A 20,476-nucleotide genomic window follows, 5' to 3' on the forward strand; every position below is an offset into this window, starting at 1 on the left:
CGGCCGTACCTCCAACACCCCCGCGCAGCCTTTGCCTGGCCGAATCCGATTAGCCTGGCCTTGTACTTGGTCAATCGGGGCTTCCGCCCCGCGCCGCCTCGCACACCGGGGGACATTTTCCTATCCTGAACAGTTGCAATAGACTTAGACCCCGGTTGCCCTCCCCGTATTTCGATAGGAGCCTTGATGGACGCCCGTCTAGCCGTTCGCCGTAAGCCCGAGTTCCGCAATGAGGAAGCTACGCTGCTGTCCTCGATCGGCCAGGACGGTGAGGTGGCAATCTACTATCTCTACGATGCTTTCGATGCGACGGAGGAGGACCTCGTCGCGCTGCGTGAGTCGGTAGTTGCTGATTCGCGTGTCGACGAGCTGGTCGAGCTCCCGGCCCCCGCCGAGCTGGGGAACTACCTTGCTGTCGAGCCTCTTCCTGGCCAGTACGACCAGCGTGCCGATGCCGCCGAGCAGGCCCTGCGTCTACTCCGCCCGGAAACCCGCGCGCAGATCACCTCGGCAACGCTGTATGTTTTCGACTCTCCGGTGAATGACGCCGTACGCTCCTTCCTCATTAACCCGGTCGAGTCGGGGGAGAAGAACCTGAGCGTCCTGCGCCGTCCGAGCATGGGCGAGATTGAGCCGCTGAAGGAGTACCCGGGCTTCACAGAGCTGGATGACGAAGGCCTGGCCGAGCTGCTCGCAGCCGACGGCATGGCCATGTCGCTGGCCGATCTGAAGACCATCCAGGACTACTTCCGCTCCGAGGGCCGCACTCCGACCGAGGTGGAGCTATCCGCACTGGATACCTACTGGTCAGACCACTGCCGCCACACCACCTTCAACACCGAGCTGACCTCCATCGAGAACAACGAGCCGCGCTTTGCCGCGCAGTTGGATCGCGCGCTGCGTCGCTACGACGAGCTGCGTGAACTCAACGGCCGCACTCACAAGCCACGCACCCTGATGGATATGGGCACCATCATGGGCCGCGAACTGCGTCGCACGGGCGTTATGGATGACCAGGAAGTTTCCGAGGAAATCAACGCCTGCTCCGTCTATGTCGACGTCGAGGGCGATGACCGCAAGTGGCTCCTCATGTTCAAGAACGAGACCCACAACCACCCGACCGAGATCGAGCCGTTCGGTGGTGCCTCCACCTGTCTCGGCGGCGCGATCCGTGACCCGCTGTCAGGCCGTTCCTGGGTCTATCAGGCCATGCGTCTGTCCGGCGCAGGTGACATCAACACCCCGCGCGAGCAGACCCTCGAGGGCAAGCTGCCACAGCGCGATATTTCCTCTCGTGCCGCAGCCGGCTACTCCTCTTACGGCAACCAGATCGGTCTGGCCACCACTGGTGTGCGCGAGCTGGTCCACCCGGGATACGTCGCTAAGCGAATGGAACTCGGTGCCGTCGTCGCCGCTGCCCCGGCAGACAACGTCAAGCGCCTTGAGCCTGCGCCGGGCGATGTGGTGATCATGCTCGGTGGCCGCACCGGCCGTGACGGCGTCGGCGGTGCGACCGGCTCGTCGAAGGCCCACGATGAGGACTCGCTGGGCCGCTCCGGCGCCGAGGTGCAGAAGGGTAACCCGGTCAACGAGCGCAAGATTCAGCGCCTGTTCCGCCGCGAGGATGTCGCTACCAAGATTGTCCGCTGTAATGACTTCGGCGCTGGTGGCGTGTCCGTTGCGGTCGGTGAGCTGGCTGACTCCATTGACATTCACCTCGAGCGCGTGCCACTGAAGTACGCCGGTCTGAATGCTCGCGAGATTGCAATTTCCGAGTCCCAGGAGCGCATGGCGCTGGTCGTGCGCCCGGAGGACGCCGACTTCATCATCGCCGCCGCTGCCGAAGAGAACATCGAGGCAGTCGCGCTGGCAGATATCACCGACACCGGCCGTCTGCGCATGTTCATGGGCGACGAGGTTGTCTTCGACCTCTCCCGTGAGTTCATCGACACCAACGGCGCTGACCGCGCCCAGAACGTCGAGATGGTTGCTGCGGAGGGCGGCGTCGTAAAGCAGGCACCGGCGAGCGTGCTGGAGTCGCTGCGTGCGGCGACGGCGGGCTCCCAGGAGGGCATGATCGAGCAGTTCGACTCGACCGTCGGCCGCTCCACCGTGCTCATGCCATACGGTGGTGCGACGCAGAAAACCGACGAGCAGGCGTCGATCCAGACGCTGCCGGTCGATGGCGGCACGAGCACCGCGTCCGTCATGACTTGGGGTTACTCGCCATCGCTTGCCGACGAGTCCCCGTACCTCATGGGCTCCTACTCCGTCGTGGAGGCACTGGCTAAGCTCGCAGCGGCCGGTGGCGATCCGCGCGGCGCCTGGCTGAGTGTGCAGGAGTACTTCCAGCGCCTGGACCAGGATCCGCAGCGCTGGGGCGAAGTTGCGCAGGCTCTGCTCGGTCTGCTCGAGGCTCAGGATGGCTTCCAGGTTGCGGCCATTGGCGGTAAGGACTCCATGTCCGGCACCTACGGCGAGGACCTGCACGTGCCGGCGACACTGGTGACCTTTGCGGTCGCTGCAATGGACGAAACCGACGCTGTGTCCGCTGCAATCCCGGCCGGTAACTTCGACCTCTACCTGTTTGCGCACAAGCCGCTCGAGTCCGGGGAACCGAACTACGAGCAGCTCAATGAACTGTTTGCTGCTGTGCGTGAGCTGCGTCCGGCTGCGGCCTCGGCTGTTACCAACGCGGATCTGGCCGCGACTCTGGTCAACATGGCTGTGGGCAATGGCGTGGGCCTTGAGGTATCGCTGACGGAGGCTCCGCTGGGTTCCATCGTTGTGGCTGTTCCGGCTGGTCAGGCTGTTGAGGGTGCTGGTGCGGGGGCTGGTGCGGGGGCCGTGAAGATCGGTGCCACCGACGAGTCGGGCACGCTGCGCTTCGGTGCGGAGTCCTTCACTGTTTCGGAGGCCCTGGAGGCGATGGAGTCCGGTTACCGCGAGGTCTTCCCGCTCAATGAGTACGAGGGCGAGCCCCTGCCGGAGTTCGCCAACCAGGTCAACGAGACCGAGACCGACCTGCAGAGCCCGGGCAAGAAGGATGTCCACGTACTGCTGCCGGTCTTCCCGGGTACCAACTCCGAATACGACATGGCCGAGGCATTCGTCGCAGCTGGCGCTACCTACGAGTTCCACGTGATCCGCAACCTGACCCCGGCAATGCTGGCGGAGGACACGAAGGCGTTCATCGAGAAGCTCAAGGACGCTGACATCCTGGCGTTCTCCGGTGGCTTCTCCCTGGGTGATGAGCCGGACGGATCGGCTAAGTTCATCGCCGCGTTCCTGCGTTCCGACGATGTCGCAGCCGCCGTCAAGGAGTTCGTGGCCGGAAACGGTCTCGTGCTCGGTATTTGTAACGGTTTCCAGGCGCTGGTCAAGTCCGGTTTCCTGCCGTATGGTGACCCGGCGCAGCTCCGCGAGGACTCGCCGACCCTGGCCCACAACCGCCAGCTGCGCCACGTTTCCCGCATCGCCACCACCCGCGTGGCAACCGTGAATTCCCCGTGGCTGCGCGGTTTCGAGCCGGGCCAGACCCACCTCATGCCGGTTTCTCACGGTGAGGGCCGTTTCGTGGTTTCCGAGGACGAGGCTCGCCGACTGTTTGAGGCCGGTCAGGTCGCTTTCCAGTACGTCGATACTGATGGCGATGCCGACGGTGGTGCCGAGGGCGTGCCGACGATGGCAGCGCCAGCCAACCCGAACGGTTCTTCTTACGCCATTGAGGGCATTGTCAGTGCTGACGGCAGGATTCTGGGCAAGATGGGCCACCCGGAGCGTTTCCGCGAGGGCCTGATGCGCAACATTCCGGGCATCGGTGAGCAGGATATCTTCGGCAACGCTGTCCGCTGGGTCCGCGGCGAGTAGTTCCTCGGTTTCTCCGGTTCGCGCCGGTGCTGGCCTCCGGGGGCCGGTTAGACCGGGGTAACCGCAACGAAACCTGTTGTTAATGTGCAACGAATATGTACTTGAATAAGTGCCCAAAAAGGTTGCGTGAACAGGCGATTTTGTAAAACTTCGCAGGATGAGTAAAGTATCTATTCGTTGCAGGGGCCGAGGGAATTACCCCAGAGCCGCTGAATAACAACAAAATGCGCCCGTAGCTCAACGGATAGAGCATCTGACTACGGATCAGAAGGTTAGGGGTTCGAATCCCTTCGGGCGCACAAAGCAGACCCGCACCGATAAGGTGCGGGTCTTTTTGTCTGCCCGACTTGTCGATGGTTTTCGGGCACTTATGCGCGCGGTATTGGCTCTGCCTGCGCTCATGTCGATGAGCTATTCACTTGTGGCCAGGCTATAGCTCATCGATATGTGAATATCTCATCGACAGGTGAGGGGCGGAATTGACAGGTGAGGGGCGGAGCGGAGAATCAAGCAGGGAACTAGAATATTCGTGCCTTTTTCGTAAGTGAAGTCGACACGAAGTTCGCATTTCCGCCCACCTGCATCCGCAAACCGCACCCGCCACCCGCCATCCGCACCCGCACCCGCAAACTGCCACCGCCACCCGCCATCCGCACCCGCACCCATGTGCCCGCAAACCGCCACCGCCACCCGCACCCATGTGCCCGTCCACCCACGAGCCACCCCAAACCCCCAAACCCCCAAACCCCAGCGCCTCAGTATTCGAAACATCTCAAACTCGCAATATCTGCCTAACGGTCTAGACTGTGGAACCATGATTCGTACTGAGTCCATTCTTGACCTTGCTACCGTAGCCTCGGGGCAGTCCCACGCCGACGCCCTACAGGGCTCCATCGATTTGGCGCAGACAGCGGAAAAGGCCGGTTATCAGCGTATTTGGTACGCAGAGCACCACAATATGAACTCCATCGCATCCTCGTCGCCGGCCGTTCTTATCGCAGCCGTGGCTGCAAAAACTGAGAGCATCACCCTCGGCTCCGGCGGCGTCATGCTGCCGAATCATGCACCGCTGACGGTCGCGGAGCAGTTCGGCACGCTCGCGAACCTGTACCCGGATCGCATCGAGCTGGGGCTTGGCCGCGCGCCGGGCACTGACCAGGCCACTATGCGTGCGCTGCGTCGTGACCCGCGCTCTTCCGATTCCTTCCCGCAGGATGTGCAGGAGCTGCGCGGTTACCTTTCCGACGAGTCGCTGATCAAGGGCATCAACGCGATTCCGGGCCGCGGCACCCATGTGCCGCTGTACATCCTGGGCTCCTCGCTCTTTGGTGCTCAGCTCGCGGCGGCGCTCGGCTTGCCGTACGCATTTGCTTCGCACTTCGCGCCGGACGCGCTTCGCGATGCCATCGCGGTCTACCGCGAGCAGTTCCAGCCTTCTGAGCAGCTGGATAAGCCGTACGCTTTTGCGGCTATGAATGTGATTGCGTCGGAAAGCGAAGAGGATGCGCAGCAGCAGTACTTCGCTACCCGCAGGAACATGGTCAGGCGTTTCCTCAGCCGCGGTGGGCATCATCTCACTGACGATGAGGCGGAGATTCTGATGGATACTCCGCAGGGGCGCCAGGTGCAGAATATGTTCCGTCATATGGCAGTCGGCACGGTGGCGCAGGTGCGTGAGCAGATTGCGCAGTTCGGTGAGTACTCGACGGCGGATGAGCTAATCGTGGCTCATCAGTCGTTGAAGGTTCCTGACCGACTGCGTTCGGTAGAGCTCACCGCGGAGGCCGCGGGGTTGACCGCGTAAGGCTCCAGGCCCCGGCGCCTCGAGGCGCGGGGCTTTAGCTTTCCGCTTACTCCACCGCAGCCAGCGGTAGCGCTTTTTCGCTGGCAAACTGCATTATTTCGGCATTGGTGCGCTCGCTGAGGAAGGCTGCGAGTTCCTCGCGGTTGCTCGCGCCAGTGGCCTCGGTCAGGGCGGCGGCAAAGTGCGGCTCCAGCGCTGCCACGGCCGCGTAGCCATCGGCGCTGGGGTAGAGGCCGTACGTCCACAGGCCGCCACCGAGTAGTCCGCCGGGCGCCGTCATGCCGTACTTCAGCGGCGCGGTACCGGTCTCACCAGCCTGCTTCAGGCCGATGCGGCAGTGCAGTCCAGACTGCTTTACGACGTCCGCCCCAGCACCTGCCCGCTTAATCAACCCGGCAAGGGCAGCGGTGACCGCAAAGTGTGCGCCCAGAATGTCGCCCAACAGCACCGGGGGCATGGCCGGAGGCGTGAGGGTTCCGGCCTCCGCCTGGTAGGTCAGGTCATGGCCAGGCGTTTCTGGAGCTTCGGTATCACCGACAATGTCGATATGTACCGGCCCATTCGGGCGCTCGTGGAGGCCCGCCAGCCCCATGCGTTCCAGCGCGGAGGGGCGAACCGAGGTGATGACCACATCGGCCTCATCGATCAGCGAGCTCAGCTGTGCGCGACCCTCATCGCTCTTCAGATCCGCCTGGATAATCTCGTGACCTGCGGACATAGCTTCATACCAGGAGCGGCCGAAGGAACCGAGCGGGTCGCCTGTGGGTGGTTCGACCTTAATCACCCGGGCGCCTAGCTGGCCCAAGTGCTGAGCGGCCAGTGGTCCCGGTACGTTAATGGCGAAGTTGACGACAGTGATGCCTGCGAGGCTGGTGTGCAGCTCGGGGGAAAACATAGTTCCACACTAGAACACATCTATCTGCCCGCCGACGCTTTCGGCCAACTTCAACTGGTTGATCCAGCCGCCCTCGCCGACGCGCAGTCGGAAAATCGGGCGGTGAGCAGGGCGGGCCTCGTAGCGGACACGGGCAATCTGACCGGTTTTGGCCAGGTCCATAGCGGTTCCCTCGGTGGCCAACTGGGTGCGCGCGGCGGTGAGGCGCTCGATGACGTCGTCAAGCGCGGTGAGCACGGGTTCGGTGTTGTTCTCACACCAGGACATGACCATGTCAGGAGCAGCGGCGGCGACGCGGGTGCAGTCGCGGAAAGAGCCGGCTGCAAGCGAAATGGCCAGGGGGCCACCGGCTTCACCGGCGGCGGCAATTGCGTAGGCCGCTAGGTGTGGCATGTGGGAGATGCGGGCGACGCTGGCATCGTGGTGATCGCTCAGCGCTGGAATGAGTTGACTGCCAAGAGCTGCTCCCAAGTTGGCGACCTGCGAAAAGACTTCAATCCAGCGCTCCGGGACGGGCTCGCCCGCAGCATCGGTAGCAGCTGCCAGGTCGTAGGTGATGACCCAGGGGGCGCCGTCGAAAAGCCCTTCGAGCGTGGCGGACCAGCCCGCCTGCGCAGAACCCGCCATCGGGTGCGCGCCGACGAAGCGTTCCTCCATGCCACGCGCGGCGACCTCGGCGGCGACGGCGGCCTTCACGGAGACCACATCCGTGATGCCACAGCTGGGGGCGTGCTCGTTGATGGCATCCAGCATCGCGCCGACGACCGTCATGGGGGTGCCGATCACGATGAGTGCGCCGCTGGCCTCAGCGCGTTCGAGAGTGGCCTGAAAATCCGTGCTGGCATCGAATCCCTCCTTCGTGGCTTCCTCGACCGTTGCAGACGAGCGATTCCAACCGAAGCATTCGACGTTATGGGCCCGCAGATCGCGCATCATGGAGCCACCGATGAGGCCCAAACCGAGGATGCATACCGCGGGTAGTTGTGCAGCTGACAGGGAGGACGAAGCAGGGGAGGGGGACTCGAAATTGCTCACCTGACAAGCATGACATACAGCGACTAGCGTTGTGGGTTATGAGCACGACCTTTTCCGGAGGGTACACCTCCGATGACGACCGCTCCTTCGCGGTTGCCGTAACTATGGGGGAGCGCGGTTGGCGCGTCGTCGATCTTGGGGACGACGCCACCGATTCCCTCGCCGACGCTGCACAGGCGCTGCGCAATCTGCGTTCGGAACGCGCCGCTGTCGGAATGCTCAATATCGACGACGATTACTTTATTCTCGTGCGCCAGGGCGTTGGGTCGCTGCGCGTTGTGCTTTCCGACGCCACCGCCGCCGTCACCGACGACATTGCGGCAGATGTGTTCGACGAGCTGGATCTGGATATCCCCGACCTCGACGAGGACGAGCTCGACGATGTCGACGCCTGGGCCGAAGGAGATATGGATATCCTCGCTGACCTGGGCTGTTCGGAGGAAGCCCTGGAGTCCATCTGTGACGATCAGTCGCTGTGGGCGTCCGAGCAGATCTTGGCCATTGCCGAGGAACTGGGGTGTGCCGAGGAGCTCGCCGATGTCGCCGACCTGGATTATGACGGCGATGACGACGACTACGACCCCTATGACGACTAACTCTGAGAAAGGTCATCTGACCGAGCGACCAACCGACCTTGCGGCCGGCCAACCAGCTGGTCGGCCAAGTGCTCTTCCCCGCCGCGAACAGGACATTCTCGACGAGGAGTGGATGCGCCTGGCTATCGCTGAAGCTGCTCACACGGCACCCGGGGATGTACCTGTGGGAGCAGTGGTCGTGGATGCCGAGGGCAGGGTTGTGGGTCGGGGCTCGAACCGTCGGGAAGCGGATGGTGACCCGCTTGCCCACGCCGAAGTCATCGCACTGCGCGAGGCCACCCGTGCCGTCGGTGACGGCTGGCGTCTGGAGCAGTGCACGTTGGTCGTCACGCTCGAGCCGTGCGTGATGTGTGCCGGCGCGTGCGTCATGGGGCGCGTGGGGCGTGTGGTCTTCGGCGCGTGGTCGCCCAAAACCGGCGCGTGCGGCTCTATCGCCGATGTCATCCGCGATCCCGCCCACGCATTCACGCCACAGGTGCGCGGGGGTGTGCTTGCCGACGAATGCTCTGTTTACCTGCGGGAATTCTTCGAAAGGCAACGGCAGTTGGATGAGTGAACGGAATCACAGTTAGGTCACAATTCCCGCTGTGGCCGTGCCGGACCTTCATTTTCACGTACTGTCGAAACCAGTGGAGCTGCTAGACGGTGGCTCTATAGAAATAGATTAAGTCGTTTACATAGGAGGCTTACATTATGAGCGAGCTGCAGAACAAGGCCGACGAGTTGGGCGGCAAGGTTAAGGAAGCTGCTGGCGACGCCGTTGGCAACGAGGACCTGGAGAACCAGGGCAAGGGCGAGCAGACTGCTTCGAAGGTCAAGCAGGGTGCTGAGGACCTGAAGGACAAGGCTACTGAGGCCCTGGGCAAGCTGACCGACAAGTAAAGCTTTTAGCTCTCGGGAAGAGATAACCCCAACCATTTCCGCTTCTGATATGCGGAGATGGTTGGGGTTCTTTGTGTTTCGCTGGCCGGCTGTCAGCGTTGGGGCTGGCTACAGCTTCTGAGCTACCAGGTCATCCAGTGGTTCGGCGGACAGAAGGTACGGGGCAATCTCGAAGACGGTGCGGGCACCAGTCTCGCCAGCTTGCTTCAGGCGGTAGGCAGCGCGACCGTAGGCAACCTGGACGGCAGCGGTGAAGTCGGGGTTGCGCTCCAGTTCGAGACCGAACTCGATGACGTGACCGGAGGTACCGGCCTGGCCACGGGTAATGACCTGGCCGCCGTGCGGCATGCCCTGGTGGTCGCGGTCGAACTCCTCTTCAGAGATGAAGTCCACGATGGTCTCGTATGGGGCAAAGTAATCCGGCATGGTCACGATAGTTTCGCGAATCTGCTCCTTGAGCTTGGCATCCTCGTCGGCGTCGCCGGTTTCCTCAGCGACGACGAAGCAGTGGCGCAGGTGGCACTCGTTACCCTTCAGGTCTGCACCCTCGCCCTTCTTTACGGCCTCGATGGCTTCCGGGTTTGGCTTGGTGTACTGGACACCCTTTTTCACTCCCGGCACGCGACGCACGGCGTCGGAGTGGCCCTGTGACAGGCCCGGTCCCCAGAAGGTCATCTGGTCTGCTCCCGGCAGGATGGCAGCGCCCAGGACGCGGTTCAGGGAGAACAGGCCCGGGTCCCAACCAGTCGAAATCATCGCGATGTTGTCACCTTCGCGCGCGGCGGCGTCCATGGCCGCACGGTGCTTCGGAATCTCGTGGTGGTTGTCGTAAGTGTCGACCGTCGTAAAGCTCTTTGCCAGCTCAGGGGCCTGCTCCGGGACATCGGTGGCCGAGCCGAGGCACACGAACAGGACATCTACCTCGTCCTTGTACTTTTCGACATCCGCCGCCGGGAGTACGCGGGCCTCCGTGTCCAGCGAATCGCGGCGGGAGAAGACACCGACGAGCTCCATGTCCGGCTGATCAGCGATAACCTTTTCGACGCTACGGCCCAAGTTGCCGTAGCCGATGATGGCGGAACGAATCATGAGGGAGAACCCTTTCTGTGAGGCTGTACTTGTGTATTCAGTTTCTAGATTTCAAGCTACAGACTATTCCTTCATATCTCAGCCGGCTTTGGCTGCCCCGAATAGCGCGGTGATTTAAGTGGATAGTGCAGTAGATGGAGTGATTTGGGGTGGCGGGGGTTGTGGTTCTGTGTGAACGGCTTGGCGAAGGACCGGCGGTGTCGACTGTGCGGACAGCTGAGCCTTTTGACCTGGGGATTTGGTAGATAAAGGGGCTACCTGTAACGTTTTCTAGCGGTGACGTGTCCGAGCGGCCGAAGGTGAAGCACTCGAAATGCTTTGTGCGGTAACCCCGTACCGAGGGTTCAAATCCCTCCGTCACCGCCAATGAGACCCCCGGTGGTTCCTTTAAGTAGGAGCCCCGGGGGTTTTGCATTTAATCGGCCCAGATTGCCTGGGTGTGGCGGGGGTGCAGGAGGTGTCCGTCGTAAAGCGGTAAATGGCGAGGCGTCTGACCTGGAGCGCCGAAATCACAAAAATAACATCAGTAACACGCACCCCATTGTTCACGTTTATCCGGGAAGTCCGCTACTCTTAGCAAAAGTATTTCCGGTTTTTATGTCGTGCCCGCCCCCAGTGACTACGCCAGCGCCAGAGTTGACGTCGGTCAATCCGGGGTGGTCGCTAGCATCGGAGTAGCGAAGAGGCTTCGAACTGCAGGTGAAGTCCGAGGGAGTGCTTGGTTAGCGCGAACTCGGGGGAAGCGGCAGTTGGGGCGGTCCAGGCGAATATTAGACGTAAGGGAAACTTGACATGGCAAAGGCCTTGTTCAAACTCGGCAGGTTCTCCTACCTGCATAAATGGACTGTGATCATCGCGTGGTTGCTGATTTTGGCGGGGCTGGGCGGTGCAGTTGCCGCATTCCAGAAGGGGTTCATCGACCAGTTCTCGATCCCCGGCATGCCGTCGGCAACGGCTTCTCACGTGATTGAGGAAAAGTTCCCCGATGTTCCGAACCCAATTCGAGAGCAGCGTGTCTATGTCGCCTTCGAGGCTCCCGAGGGGCAGAGGCTCGATGACCCACAAAATAAAGAAGCTGTTGACCAGGTTATTAATGGCATTCGCGACAATGTCGGCCAAATCTCCGATGATTTGCAACTCCACAACCCGGTAGACCTCAATCCGAAGATGCAGGCGATGGTCAAGGAACAGGGCATGGCTGCCGGCCTGCCCAAGGATGTTGCCGAGGCCGACGCCAATGCCCTGCGTACCGTGTCCGAGGACGGTCGCTACGGCATTTCCACCTTCGTTTTCGACGCCAAGATGCCGCAGGACATCGAACCGGAGAATATGCAGGCGCTTCTCGACGCCATGCAGGCCGGTCGTGACGCCGGTATCAAGGTCGAGGCCTCTGGCCCGGGCATGCAGCCCCCGATTGAAGTAGCCCCGACCTCAGAGATCATCGGTGTGACCGTGGCGTTTATCGTGCTGGTTGTCACCTTCGGTTCTTTGGTGGCTTCGTTCCTGCCCATTGTGACGGCGGTAGTGGGCATCATCATCGGTGTCTTCAGCGTGACGCTGATGACCGCATTCACTGACGTCAACTCGATTACCCCGGTGCTGGCCGTGATGTTCGGACTGGCAGTCGGTATTGACTACGCGCTGTTCATCCTCTCTCGCTACAGAGCCGAAAGAGCCCGAGGGATGACCAACGAAGATGCCATCGGCATGGCTACCGGTACGGCGGGCTCCGCCGTGGTTTTCGCTGGCCTCACCGTGATTGTCGCGTTGGCAGCGCTGACGGTTGCCAAGGTGCCGTTCATGTCCCTTATGGGTATCTCGGCGGCAATCACGGTGGCCTTCACAGTGCTGGTCTCTCTGACCCTGCTGCCGGCAGTTATGTCTCTGCTGGGGGACAGGGTCTTCGCTGGTCGCGTGCCCGGTGTTGCTGGCAACCCCTCGCGTAATCCGCGCAAGGAACGCCGCTCTTCCTTCTTCGGTGAGATGACGATGGGGCGACGTTGGGTCACTTTCGTGCACAAGGCCCCAGGGTTGTTCTTGGTCGGCTGTATCGTCCTGTTGTTGGCATTGGCCTACCCGGCCATGCACTTGAAGCTGGCGCTGCCGTCCGACTCTACTGCGGCTAAGGACAGCACGAACCGCAAGGCCATCACCATGATTGAAGAGGGCTTCGGTGCGGGACGTAATTCTCAGCTCATCATTATTGCCAAGTCGGACGATGTGAAGCCCGATGCACCGGTGCTCAAACCACTTATCGAGTCCCTGAGGCAGACCAACCCGGAACTCTCTGACATCGAGGCTGCCCGCAAAGCTTCTTATAGTTACGCTGTCGACCAGTTCAAGTCCAACATCGGTGTCGAGCACATCCAGATGATTGGCATGAATCACGACGGCACTGCGGTCAAGATGATTATGACCCCGAAGTCGGGTCCGCTCGATCCCGCGACCAAGCAGCTGATGAACGCGGTGCGCGATCAGCAGAAGCAGATTGAGCAAACCACCGGCCTATTCACCGGTGTCACTGGCCTGGTTCCTATTGAAATTGACATCACCGACCGCCTCCAGGGCGCAATGCCTTTGTACCTGAGTGTTGTCGTGGGCCTCGCCGTGATTCTGCTGCTGATGATTTTCCGTTCCCTGATGGTGCCGGTAACTGCCGGTGTGGGCTTCTTGCTCTCTGTCGCTGCAGCATTCGGTGTCACCGTGACATTTTTCCAAGACGGCCTCTGGGGTGTGATTAGCACGCCGGGTCCGCTGGTCAGCTTCGTGCCGATCTTCCTCATCGGCGTGACATTCGGCCTGGCCATGGACTATCAGGTCTTCCTAGTCTCTCGAATGCGCGAGCACTACACCCACAACAAGGGTGAATCCTCACCAGAGTCGAAGTACAACGCGGTCGAAGAATCGGTCGTTGAGGGCTTTACTCTCGGCGCTCGTGTGGTCACTGCCGCTGCGATTATTATGATTTCCGTCTTCGCAGCTTTCGCCGGGCAGCCCCTGGCGATTATTAAGGTATTCGGCTTCGCGCTGGGTGCCGCAGTGCTTTTCGACGCCTTCGTTATTCGCATGACGTTCATCCCGGCATCTATGTTCCTGCTTGGCCGCGCTACTTGGTACATGCCGAAGTGGCTGGACAAGGTGTTGCCGTCTGTGGATGTCGAAGGTTCTGCCCTGGAAGAGATTTCCGAGGAGCTGGTGGAGAAGGGCCGCCGCGAGCGTATGGCTCGCGGTGAGTCCCTGTTGCCCGAAAGCGAAGGTGCTGGGCGTGGCTTTGGCGACACGGACGCTGACGAGGACGAAACAGACAGTGCCGATGGTGAAGTCGGTGCTGGTGCAGAGGGGGCAGCCGCTGCAGCTGGTACAGGGGGTACAGCGGGCGGCACTGCTGTGGCTGTCGCGACCAAGAAGCGTAACCGCTGGATTCCGAAGCGGAAGAAGGCAAAGCTGGAGGAAGTCGAGCAGGCTGACCAGGCTGAGCAGAGTGAACAGGCCGAACAACCTGAGCGCTCCGAGCAGGCCGAACCGTCCGCCCCGACGGCACCAGCTGAGCCGGAGCAGGCCGAACAGCCGGAGCCGACAGAGCAGCCGGAGCAGGCAGAGCCGACCGAACAGCTCATGCAGGCAGCGCCAGCTGAACCAACCGACGCCCAGCCGAACCCGGAAAATGCCAAGGATATCGAGGTCCGTCCGTACTACAGCCCGGCTCGTAAGCGAAAGAAGATTACGGTTGCGGAACTGATGAAGCGCGAAGGACTCGAAGAGGAAGCGCCACGTCGTAGCCGCGCCGTGTGGGACCCGGAAAACGCTATTCAGCCCGAGGAAAACGACAGCGCTGAGTAACTTGCGAATAGTACCCAGGTAACCTCAATGCATTAGCACTGGACCACAACCAAGGAGCTTCATGTCGCAGTCGAGGACGACGGGCTTTGACGTCGTAAAGCAAATCGAAGGCGCGCGCGGACGTGCTGGCACCATCCACACCCCGCATGGCGATATTGCTACGCCGGCGTTCATTCCGGTCGGCACGAAGGCGACCGTGAAGACACTCACGCCCGAGCAGGTGCGATCCACCGGCGCGCAGGCGATGCTGTCGAACGCGTACCACCTGTACCTGCAGCCCGGCGAGGAAATCGTCGACCAAGCCGGCGGATTGGCTAAGTTCTCCAACTGGAACGGTCCGACGTTCACCGACTCCGGTGGATTCCAGGTGCTCAGCCTCGGCGCGGGCTTTAAAAAGACCCTCGCGATGGACGTCACTGGCATGCAGAAAGACGACATCGTCGCCGAGGGCAAAGAGCGCAACGCGTTCGTCGATGAGGACGGCGTGACTTTCCGCTCGCACATCGATGGCTCCGAGCACCGTTTCACGCCGGAGGTGTCCATGCGTATTCAGCACGCGCTGGGCGCTGACATCATGATGGCATTTGACGAGCTCACCACGCTCATGAACACCCGCGGCTACCAGGAGGCGTCCGTCGCGCGCACGCACCGCTGGGCGCGCCGTTGCCTGGAGGCTCACAACGAGCTGACAGTTTCGCGCGGTCAGGTCGACGGGCACGTCCATTCGCTTGACGACGGCCAGTTGCCCATCCAGCAGTTATTCGGTGTCGTGCAGGGTGCGCAGTACGAAGACCTGCGCCGCAAGGCCGCTCGTGGGCTAGTCGAGCTCTCCCGCGAGTTCGAGGACGCGGGCCAGCTCGGTTTCCACGGCTATGGCATTGGTGGGGCGATTGAGAAGCAGAATCTGGGCCTGATCTGTGGTTGGGTCAATGACGAGCTTCCCGACGACCGCGCCCGCCACCTACTGGGAATCTCCGAGCCGGACGATATTTTCGCCGCTGTCGAGGCTGGTGCCGACACCTTTGACTGTGTGGCTCCGACCAGGCTTGCCCGCCGAGGTGGTGTGTACACGCTCGATGGCCGGATGACCTTGACCAATGCCCGCTTCAAGAACGACTTCCGCCCCGTGGACGCGGAGGTGCCCTCCTACACTTCGCTGAATTACTCCCGGGCCTACCTGCATCATTTGTTGAAGGCCAAGGAGTATCTGGCCGGCACGCTGTGCACGATTCACAACCTGTTTTTCATGGTCAAGCTGGTGGAGAACATCCGAGAGGCGATCCTGGAGGACCGGTTCTTCGAGTATCGCGATGAGTTTATGGGCCGCTACTACGCCAACGGTGGTCGTGCGGTGGGGAATTAGCGGCTGAGGACTGGGGTGGGGCTAGGCTTCTACCTTTTCGCACTTCACGACAGCCATGTCACCTCGTGCCAGCTATGGAGGTGGCATGAGGTGACACCCGTGGCGTCAAGTGGAACTTGGGCCCGGGGACCTCAAAACTAGACCTAGCTCTACTGCGCGAGGCAGTCTCAACCGGCATCATGGAGGGCATGATCACGGTTGAGCGACTCAGCAAGAAGTACGGCTCGAAATTAGCCGTCGATGACCTGTCCTTCACCGTTCCCGACGGTGTAGTGACAGGTTTTCTCGGCCCAAACGGCTCCGGCAAGTCCACCACCATGCGCTGCATGCTGGGCCTCGATGCCCCGACCACGGGCCAGGCCTTGTTCACCGGGACGGATTCACAGGGCAACACCTACAGCAACCAGCCCTTTTCCACGCTGAAGAATAAGCCCAGCGTCGCGGGCGCAATCCTGGATGCGACGTGGCACAACAAGGCTCGTTCGGGTCGTGCTCATCTGCGGGCCCTCGCCCGCGGCGCCGGCATCCCCGACACCCGTGTGGAGGAGTGCCTCGAGCAGGTCGGTATGACCGAGGCGGCGAAGGACAAGGTCGGCGGCTATTCGCTGGGTATGAAGCAGCGTCTGGGAGTGGCGGCGGCTCTGCTCGGCAAGCCGCAGCATCTGATCTTGGATGAGCCGGTCAACGGCTTGGACCCGGAAGGCGTCTCGTGGATGCGCCACACCATCAAGGCCCTGGCAGCACAGGGCTGCGCTGTTCTCGTGTCGTCGCACCTCCTTTCCGAGATGCAGCTCACCGCCGACCGCATTGTCGTCATCGGTCGCGGCCGCATGATCGGCGAGTACACCATGGACGAATTCCTCGCCGACGGCACGGTCGTCGAAGTTGAGGTCGATGATCCGGCTCGGCTGCTGCAGGCGTTGGGGCCGGTGGCGCGTGGGGTTGACGTCGATAAGCAATTGCGCATTCCGCTTTACGACGGCATCAGCGAGCAGCAACTCCGCCGCGACATCGCAGCCGCTGCCCTGCGTGAGGGGCTGCTGGTGACGCGGTTGAACACGAAGCGCGACAACCTAGAGGAAAAGTTCCTGGCTGCGACCCAGGAATCGCAGGAGTACCGCGCGCAGGCGATTGGGCAGTAGGGGAGTGACTGAGATGAGTTTTGGAAATGCTTTGCGGTCGGAATGGACGAAGCTAGCCAGCCTGCGCGGTACGTGGGTGTATGTGGTGCTGTTGGTCGGCTCGATAGCTGGGCCGATGGTGGCTTTCAGCATGGCGGCCGACGTTGGTGCGACAGCTGATTGGGAATTGCTGCTGTTGGGGACGGTGATCTTCAACATGATCGTGATTGCCTTTGGCGGCTCCACCCTGGCGGGTGAGTACAACGATCAGATGAATGCGCATGCGTTCTTGACGCAGGATCGAAGGAGTTTGTGGCTGGCCGCGCGGATGACGCTGACGCTTGTGTTGATTGCTGCCTGTTGGGTCATCGGTGTAGCTATTGCCTGGTTGGCAGTGACAGTTTCGCCGCGCGTGGAGTTCGAGGGCGGTGACGCTGCCACGGACATGCTCGCCGGAGTGCTTGGCTTTGTCGTGTTTGGGCTGATCGCGATGTCGCTGGGAGTGTTGACGCGCTCGCGTGTGGCCGCGGTCGCCATCCCGCTGGTGTGGATCCTGGTGGTGGAAAGCATGCTGGAGTTCGCGGCGCTCGCGTATGCGATTTTCCGGCCACTGTGGCTGGTCACGCCGGGGGCGCGCATTCAGCAGTTGTCAACGCAGCTGGGCGGTCTGATGGCAAACCCGGAGAATCCACGTACTGGCTTTGAAGCCGGGATGACGCAGCCGATGTGGTTCAACATCGTGGTGTTGGTGGCCTGGATTGTTGTGGCTGTTGGCGTTGCTCATTGGGCCAATGCCAAACGGGATGTGAAGTAGAAAAACAAAAAGTGCCGCGACTACTCGCATCTCAGGCGAGGTCGCGGCACTTTTTTCGTCGTTAAGCGGGAACGTGAGTGTCGTAGTAGCCTTCGCGGCGCTTGACCCACGCGATGACGGCGTAGGTGATTGGCATGACTACGATCTCGACGGCGGTCTTCCAAATGAAGCCGACGATGACGTAGTTGACGAAGGTGCCCCAGGTGTCGATGCCGATGGCGGTGGCGGCGATGGAGCAGAAGATGAGCGTATCGACGAACTCACCAACCACAGTCGAGCCCATCAGGCGCGCCCAGAGAGCCTTTTCCCCAGTGCGCTTCTTAATTGCGTTGAGCGACCAGGCGTTGAGCAGCTGACCGACGACATAACCGGCCAGACCTGCGAGGACAAGCTGCGGGACGGTGCCAAGGACGGTGGCGAATGCTTCCTGGTTTTCGTACCACGGTGCCGCCGGGAGCTTGATGGCGGCAAAGAAGCAGAGCATTGCGCCGGCGAGGATGGCAAACCCGGTCCACACGGTGCGGCGGGTGGCTTTGTAGCCGTAGCACTCGGAAAGCACGTCGCCGATGACGTAGCTCAAGGGGAAGAGGAAGAAGGCACCGTCGGTGGCCAGGCCGAAGATTTCCACGCCCTTGGTGGCGGTGATGTTGGAGACAATCAGCACGCCAATGAAAATGGCCGTGAACATCGGGTACAGCGATTTCGGTACCGGGATGTGGCGTGGCGTGGTTGCTGCGGATTCGGACTTGGTTGCGTTCTCGGGCGCGTGCGAGGTGCTCACAGCGGCAGCCTCGGCGTTGCCCGGCCCAGACTTGGGCAGGTTTTCGTTATTTGTCACGGGAGGGAATGTTACCTGCCGGCTAGGGCTCCAAGCGAGCGCCGATGAAGTCTTCGAGGCCGACTTTGCCTTCTGCCGTGAGTTCGAGTCCGCGGGAATTGGGGATTGGGGTCAACCAACCCTTTGAAATGAGGCCACGCAGGAGCGCGGCGCCGAGCGATCCGGCCAGGTGAGAGTCGGCGTGTGTCCAGTCCTTGCAGAGGAACGCTGTCTTCCTGCTTGCGTCGAGGCTGGATAGGCCAGTGCCGAGGTAGGCGAAGCATTTCTCGGCGTTGGGGCCAAAGGTGACGTCCCCGGCGTCGGTGATGAGTGCTTCTTTGGCGAAAAGGGCCCGAGTGAGTTGTACTCCGAGGGATCCTGCTAGGTGGTCGTAGCAAGACCGGGCGAAGGTAACTGCTGGTTGGTGCTCTGGGATGGGTGCGGCAGTGTCGGCGCCGGCAGCCTGGAAAAGATTGGCAATTACCTGGCGTATTGAGGGGTTAGCGATGGAGTAGGTCGCGCTCTTCCCTTGTCGCTCGACATCGACAATTTCGGCTTCGCGGAGGCGTCGAAGATTGTTGGACAGCGTCGATTCGGCGATGTTGGTGGACTCGGCGAGGCTGCGCACGCGAGTCGGACCATTTTTGAGGAGATACTCCAGGATTGCCAGGCGCACGGGAGACGAGCATTCCGCGGCGATTGCGGCTGCCTGCTCGAAGTACGTGCGCTGTTTCATGGTGTTAGCGAATCACTTTGCGGTGTTCGAAGCAAGTTACCGTACGCGGAAGAATGGACTGAAACGGAGTTTTAGTGCTGTTTCAAACGTGAGGCTAGATTGATTTCACCAAACCTCTAGCCGTACAACACATTCTGTGAAATCATACTTTTCATGAACAGAAAGTATGGACGGAGGTGGAAATGTCGGGTGAAGTTCAAGCTAATGTTCGAGATGGAGCAGCGCTAGCGCTTGGGCTGGTCATCGTAGTAATTGGAAGTACGATGCCCTCCGGTCTATATGCCTTATACCAGCATGATTGGGGTTTGAGCGCCAACAAAACGGTAGTTGTCTTTGCATGCTATGCGGTGGGTGTAGTGGTCACGCTCACATACGGACATTTGTCAGACTCGCTGGGGCGAAAGCCGATCGCACTAGTCAGTATGGCGCTGTCATTGGCATCAACCCTGATGTTTCTGGCGGCGGGGTTAGTCGATTCACATGAAATGGTTCTATATGCCGCTCGAGTGATTTCAGGATTCTCAGTCGGTCTCGCAACGGGATCATTTACTGCCTTGTTGCAGGAGAAATTGCTCACGCATATCGGCGCGCTCACAAGTACGGTGGCGGTCTCTGGGGCATTAGCTTTAGGTCCGTTGTACTCGGCTGTGGTAGCCAGGTTCTCATCGGCACCACTACAAATGCCGTATTGGATTTACGCAGCGCTCACCGTGGTGTCGATGGTTGGTGTCGCGCGCGTGCGGGAGCGTAGCTGCGAGAGAAATTCGGTGAGCTGGCGGCCGCAGTTTGGTGTGGCTCGGGATGTGATTCGAGTTTTCATTCCGGGAGCGTTAGCGATTGGCTGTGCGTATGGAGTCAACGGTCTCTTCCAGTCCGTAGTTCCGCTGGCTGCGAAGGATATGGGCTTCGATACGCAGCTAAAGATTGCGTCGATTACGGCCTTGATGCTCGGAGTATCGGCAGTGACTCAGGTGATGCTCGGGCGGAGGGCGCAGCGGGTCTCGTATCCGGTGGGGTTGGTGATTCTCGCGCTCGGGCTGGGTGGCGTAACACTGAGCTTGTTTAGCTCAACTGCTGTTTTGCTGGTTATTGCAACCGTTATCTGTGGTGTCGGCCAAGGACTCTCTTTCAAGTACTCTCTGCTGCGGGTTTCGGAAGCGGCACGTGGAAAAGATCTTGCTGCGACTGTTTCCAGCTACTACATCGTGGGCTACGTGGGAACGGCAGTTGGCCCGCTCGCAGCGGGGCTAAGCGGTGGAAGTAGAGCGATAGTCGGAATCGTGTGTATTGCATTCGCGGTCGTAGCTGTAGTGGTTGCGGTGATGGGTAGTCGAGAAGTCAGATTGGAGAAAAATGAAGTCGTATGAAATATTCCTTGAACGAGCAACCGAAGAATTCGGCAATATAAGCTGCAAAGAAAGCTCGATTGAATTTTCGAGAGAAGTATGTCGAATAGTAGGACGCATGGGGTGGGCTGGGCTTTCTATTCCTGTAGATTTTGGCGGTGCGGGTGCATCTCATGTAGAACGTCTATTTTCAATCCAGGCTTCGTCTCACTGTGATCCAAGTATCGGCGTTTTAGTGGCTCTTCCGTTTTTAGAGTGCGTTGATCTT

The 20,476-nt window shown here is 60.7% G+C and carries 15 protein-coding genes, 2 tRNA genes and 1 pseudogene; 13 read left to right on the plus strand and 5 right to left on the minus strand.

Annotated elements, in window-relative coordinates:
• Positions 1 to 186 precede the first annotated feature (186 nt).
• The 3 genes from HMPREF2614_RS02185 to HMPREF2614_RS02195 all read left to right on the plus strand — a co-directional run bounded on the left by HMPREF2614_RS02185 (position 187) and on the right by HMPREF2614_RS02195 (position 5,674).
• On the plus strand, positions 187 to 3,870 hold the full coding sequence (locus HMPREF2614_RS02185) for a phosphoribosylformylglycinamidine synthase (RefSeq protein WP_070560001.1): 3,684 nt from the start codon (positions 187 to 189) through the stop codon (positions 3,868 to 3,870).
• Between the two features lie 226 nt (positions 3,871 to 4,096).
• Positions 4,097 to 4,169 (plus strand) — tRNA-Arg (locus HMPREF2614_RS02190).
• 515 nt (positions 4,170 to 4,684) lie between these two features.
• The gene (locus tag HMPREF2614_RS02195) at positions 4,685 to 5,674 is read left to right on the plus strand and encodes an LLM class flavin-dependent oxidoreductase (protein ID WP_070560003.1); all 990 of its coding nucleotides are present in this window, start codon (positions 4,685 to 4,687) and stop codon (positions 5,672 to 5,674) included.
• 46 nt (positions 5,675 to 5,720) lie between these two features.
• Here the strand turns inward: HMPREF2614_RS02195 and HMPREF2614_RS02200 are convergent, their stop codons facing one another.
• Positions 5,721 to 6,569 carry a CoA transferase gene (locus HMPREF2614_RS02200; RefSeq protein WP_070560006.1) on the minus strand — a complete coding sequence of 283 codons (849 nt, stop codon included), beginning with the start codon at positions 6,567 to 6,569 and terminating at the stop codon, positions 5,721 to 5,723.
• A gap of 9 nt (positions 6,570 to 6,578) precedes the next feature.
• Positions 6,579 to 7,604, minus strand: coding sequence for a prephenate dehydrogenase (locus HMPREF2614_RS02205; RefSeq protein ID WP_038627304.1), 1,026 nt, complete (start codon positions 7,602 to 7,604; stop codon positions 6,579 to 6,581).
• 38 nt (positions 7,605 to 7,642) lie between these two features.
• On the opposite strand from HMPREF2614_RS02205, the gene HMPREF2614_RS02210 reads away from it, so the two are divergent.
• The 3 genes from HMPREF2614_RS02210 to HMPREF2614_RS02220 all read left to right on the plus strand — a co-directional run bounded on the left by HMPREF2614_RS02210 (position 7,643) and on the right by HMPREF2614_RS02220 (position 9,082).
• Positions 7,643 to 8,200 carry a tRNA adenosine deaminase-associated protein gene (locus tag HMPREF2614_RS02210; RefSeq protein ID WP_049172449.1) on the plus strand — a complete coding sequence of 186 codons (558 nt, stop codon included), beginning with the start codon at positions 7,643 to 7,645 and terminating at the stop codon, positions 8,198 to 8,200.
• Positions 8,201 to 8,312: 112 nt separating this feature from the next.
• Positions 8,313 to 8,756, plus strand: coding sequence for a nucleoside deaminase (locus HMPREF2614_RS02215; RefSeq protein WP_048759248.1), 444 nt, complete (start codon positions 8,313 to 8,315; stop codon positions 8,754 to 8,756).
• Between the two features lie 137 nt (positions 8,757 to 8,893).
• Positions 8,894 to 9,082 carry a CsbD family protein gene (locus HMPREF2614_RS02220; protein WP_048759178.1) on the plus strand — a complete coding sequence of 63 codons (189 nt, stop codon included), beginning with the start codon at positions 8,894 to 8,896 and terminating at the stop codon, positions 9,080 to 9,082.
• 108 nt (positions 9,083 to 9,190) lie between these two features.
• On the opposite strand, the gene HMPREF2614_RS02225 is transcribed toward HMPREF2614_RS02220, so the two are convergent.
• Positions 9,191 to 10,171: a diaminopimelate dehydrogenase gene (locus HMPREF2614_RS02225; RefSeq protein ID WP_070429202.1), complete on the minus strand. Its 981-nt coding sequence runs from the start codon at positions 10,169 to 10,171 to the stop codon at positions 9,191 to 9,193.
• Between the two features lie 275 nt (positions 10,172 to 10,446).
• Between HMPREF2614_RS02225 and HMPREF2614_RS02230 the strand changes: the two genes are divergently transcribed.
• The 5 genes and pseudogenes from HMPREF2614_RS02230 (at position 10,447) to HMPREF2614_RS02250 (ending at position 17,309) form a co-directional block, all read left to right on the plus strand.
• Positions 10,447 to 10,537, plus strand: a tRNA-Ser gene (locus HMPREF2614_RS02230).
• Positions 10,538 to 10,963: 426 nt separating this feature from the next.
• A pseudogene (locus tag HMPREF2614_RS02235) lies at positions 10,964 to 13,387 on the plus strand (MMPL family transporter); the annotation flags it as partial.
• A gap of 685 nt (positions 13,388 to 14,072) precedes the next feature.
• Positions 14,073 to 15,374 (plus strand): tRNA guanosine(34) transglycosylase Tgt, encoded by a 1,302-nt coding sequence (gene tgt / locus HMPREF2614_RS02240; RefSeq protein WP_070560009.1) that lies wholly within the window; start codon positions 14,073 to 14,075, stop codon positions 15,372 to 15,374.
• 179 nt (positions 15,375 to 15,553) lie between these two features.
• A complete protein-coding gene (locus tag HMPREF2614_RS02245) occupies positions 15,554 to 16,516 on the plus strand; it encodes an ABC transporter ATP-binding protein (protein ID WP_187402556.1) in 963 nt (320 codons plus the stop codon).
• A gap of 13 nt (positions 16,517 to 16,529) precedes the next feature.
• Positions 16,530 to 17,309 (plus strand): ABC transporter permease, encoded by a 780-nt coding sequence (locus HMPREF2614_RS02250; RefSeq protein ID WP_070560019.1) that lies wholly within the window; start codon positions 16,530 to 16,532, stop codon positions 17,307 to 17,309.
• A gap of 61 nt (positions 17,310 to 17,370) precedes the next feature.
• Here the strand turns inward: HMPREF2614_RS02250 and HMPREF2614_RS02255 are convergent, their stop codons facing one another.
• Together HMPREF2614_RS02255 and HMPREF2614_RS02260 are read right to left on the minus strand one after the other, a co-directional pair.
• Positions 17,371 to 18,147, minus strand: coding sequence for a queuosine precursor transporter (locus tag HMPREF2614_RS02255; RefSeq protein WP_048759186.1), 777 nt, complete (start codon positions 18,145 to 18,147; stop codon positions 17,371 to 17,373).
• Between the two features lie 22 nt (positions 18,148 to 18,169).
• Positions 18,170 to 18,862, minus strand: coding sequence for an ArsR/SmtB family transcription factor (locus HMPREF2614_RS02260; RefSeq protein WP_070560010.1), 693 nt, complete (start codon positions 18,860 to 18,862; stop codon positions 18,170 to 18,172).
• A gap of 182 nt (positions 18,863 to 19,044) precedes the next feature.
• Between HMPREF2614_RS02260 and HMPREF2614_RS10805 the strand changes: the two genes are divergently transcribed.
• Both HMPREF2614_RS10805 and HMPREF2614_RS10810 read left to right on the plus strand, forming a co-directional pair.
• Complete coding sequence (locus HMPREF2614_RS10805; RefSeq protein ID WP_083300190.1) at positions 19,045 to 20,229, plus strand: MFS transporter; 1,185 nt, start codon at positions 19,045 to 19,047, stop codon at positions 20,227 to 20,229.
• Positions 20,216 to 20,476: acyl-CoA dehydrogenase family protein (locus tag HMPREF2614_RS10810; RefSeq protein ID WP_141745463.1), on the plus strand; the 261-nt coding region annotated here is incomplete at its 3' end. The genes HMPREF2614_RS10805 and HMPREF2614_RS10810, both read left to right, overlap by 14 nt.

The sequence above is a fragment of the Corynebacterium sp. HMSC074C11 genome (assembly GCF_001809455.1).
In the GTDB taxonomy this organism is placed as follows: domain Bacteria; phylum Actinomycetota; class Actinomycetes; order Mycobacteriales; family Mycobacteriaceae; genus Corynebacterium; species Corynebacterium amycolatum.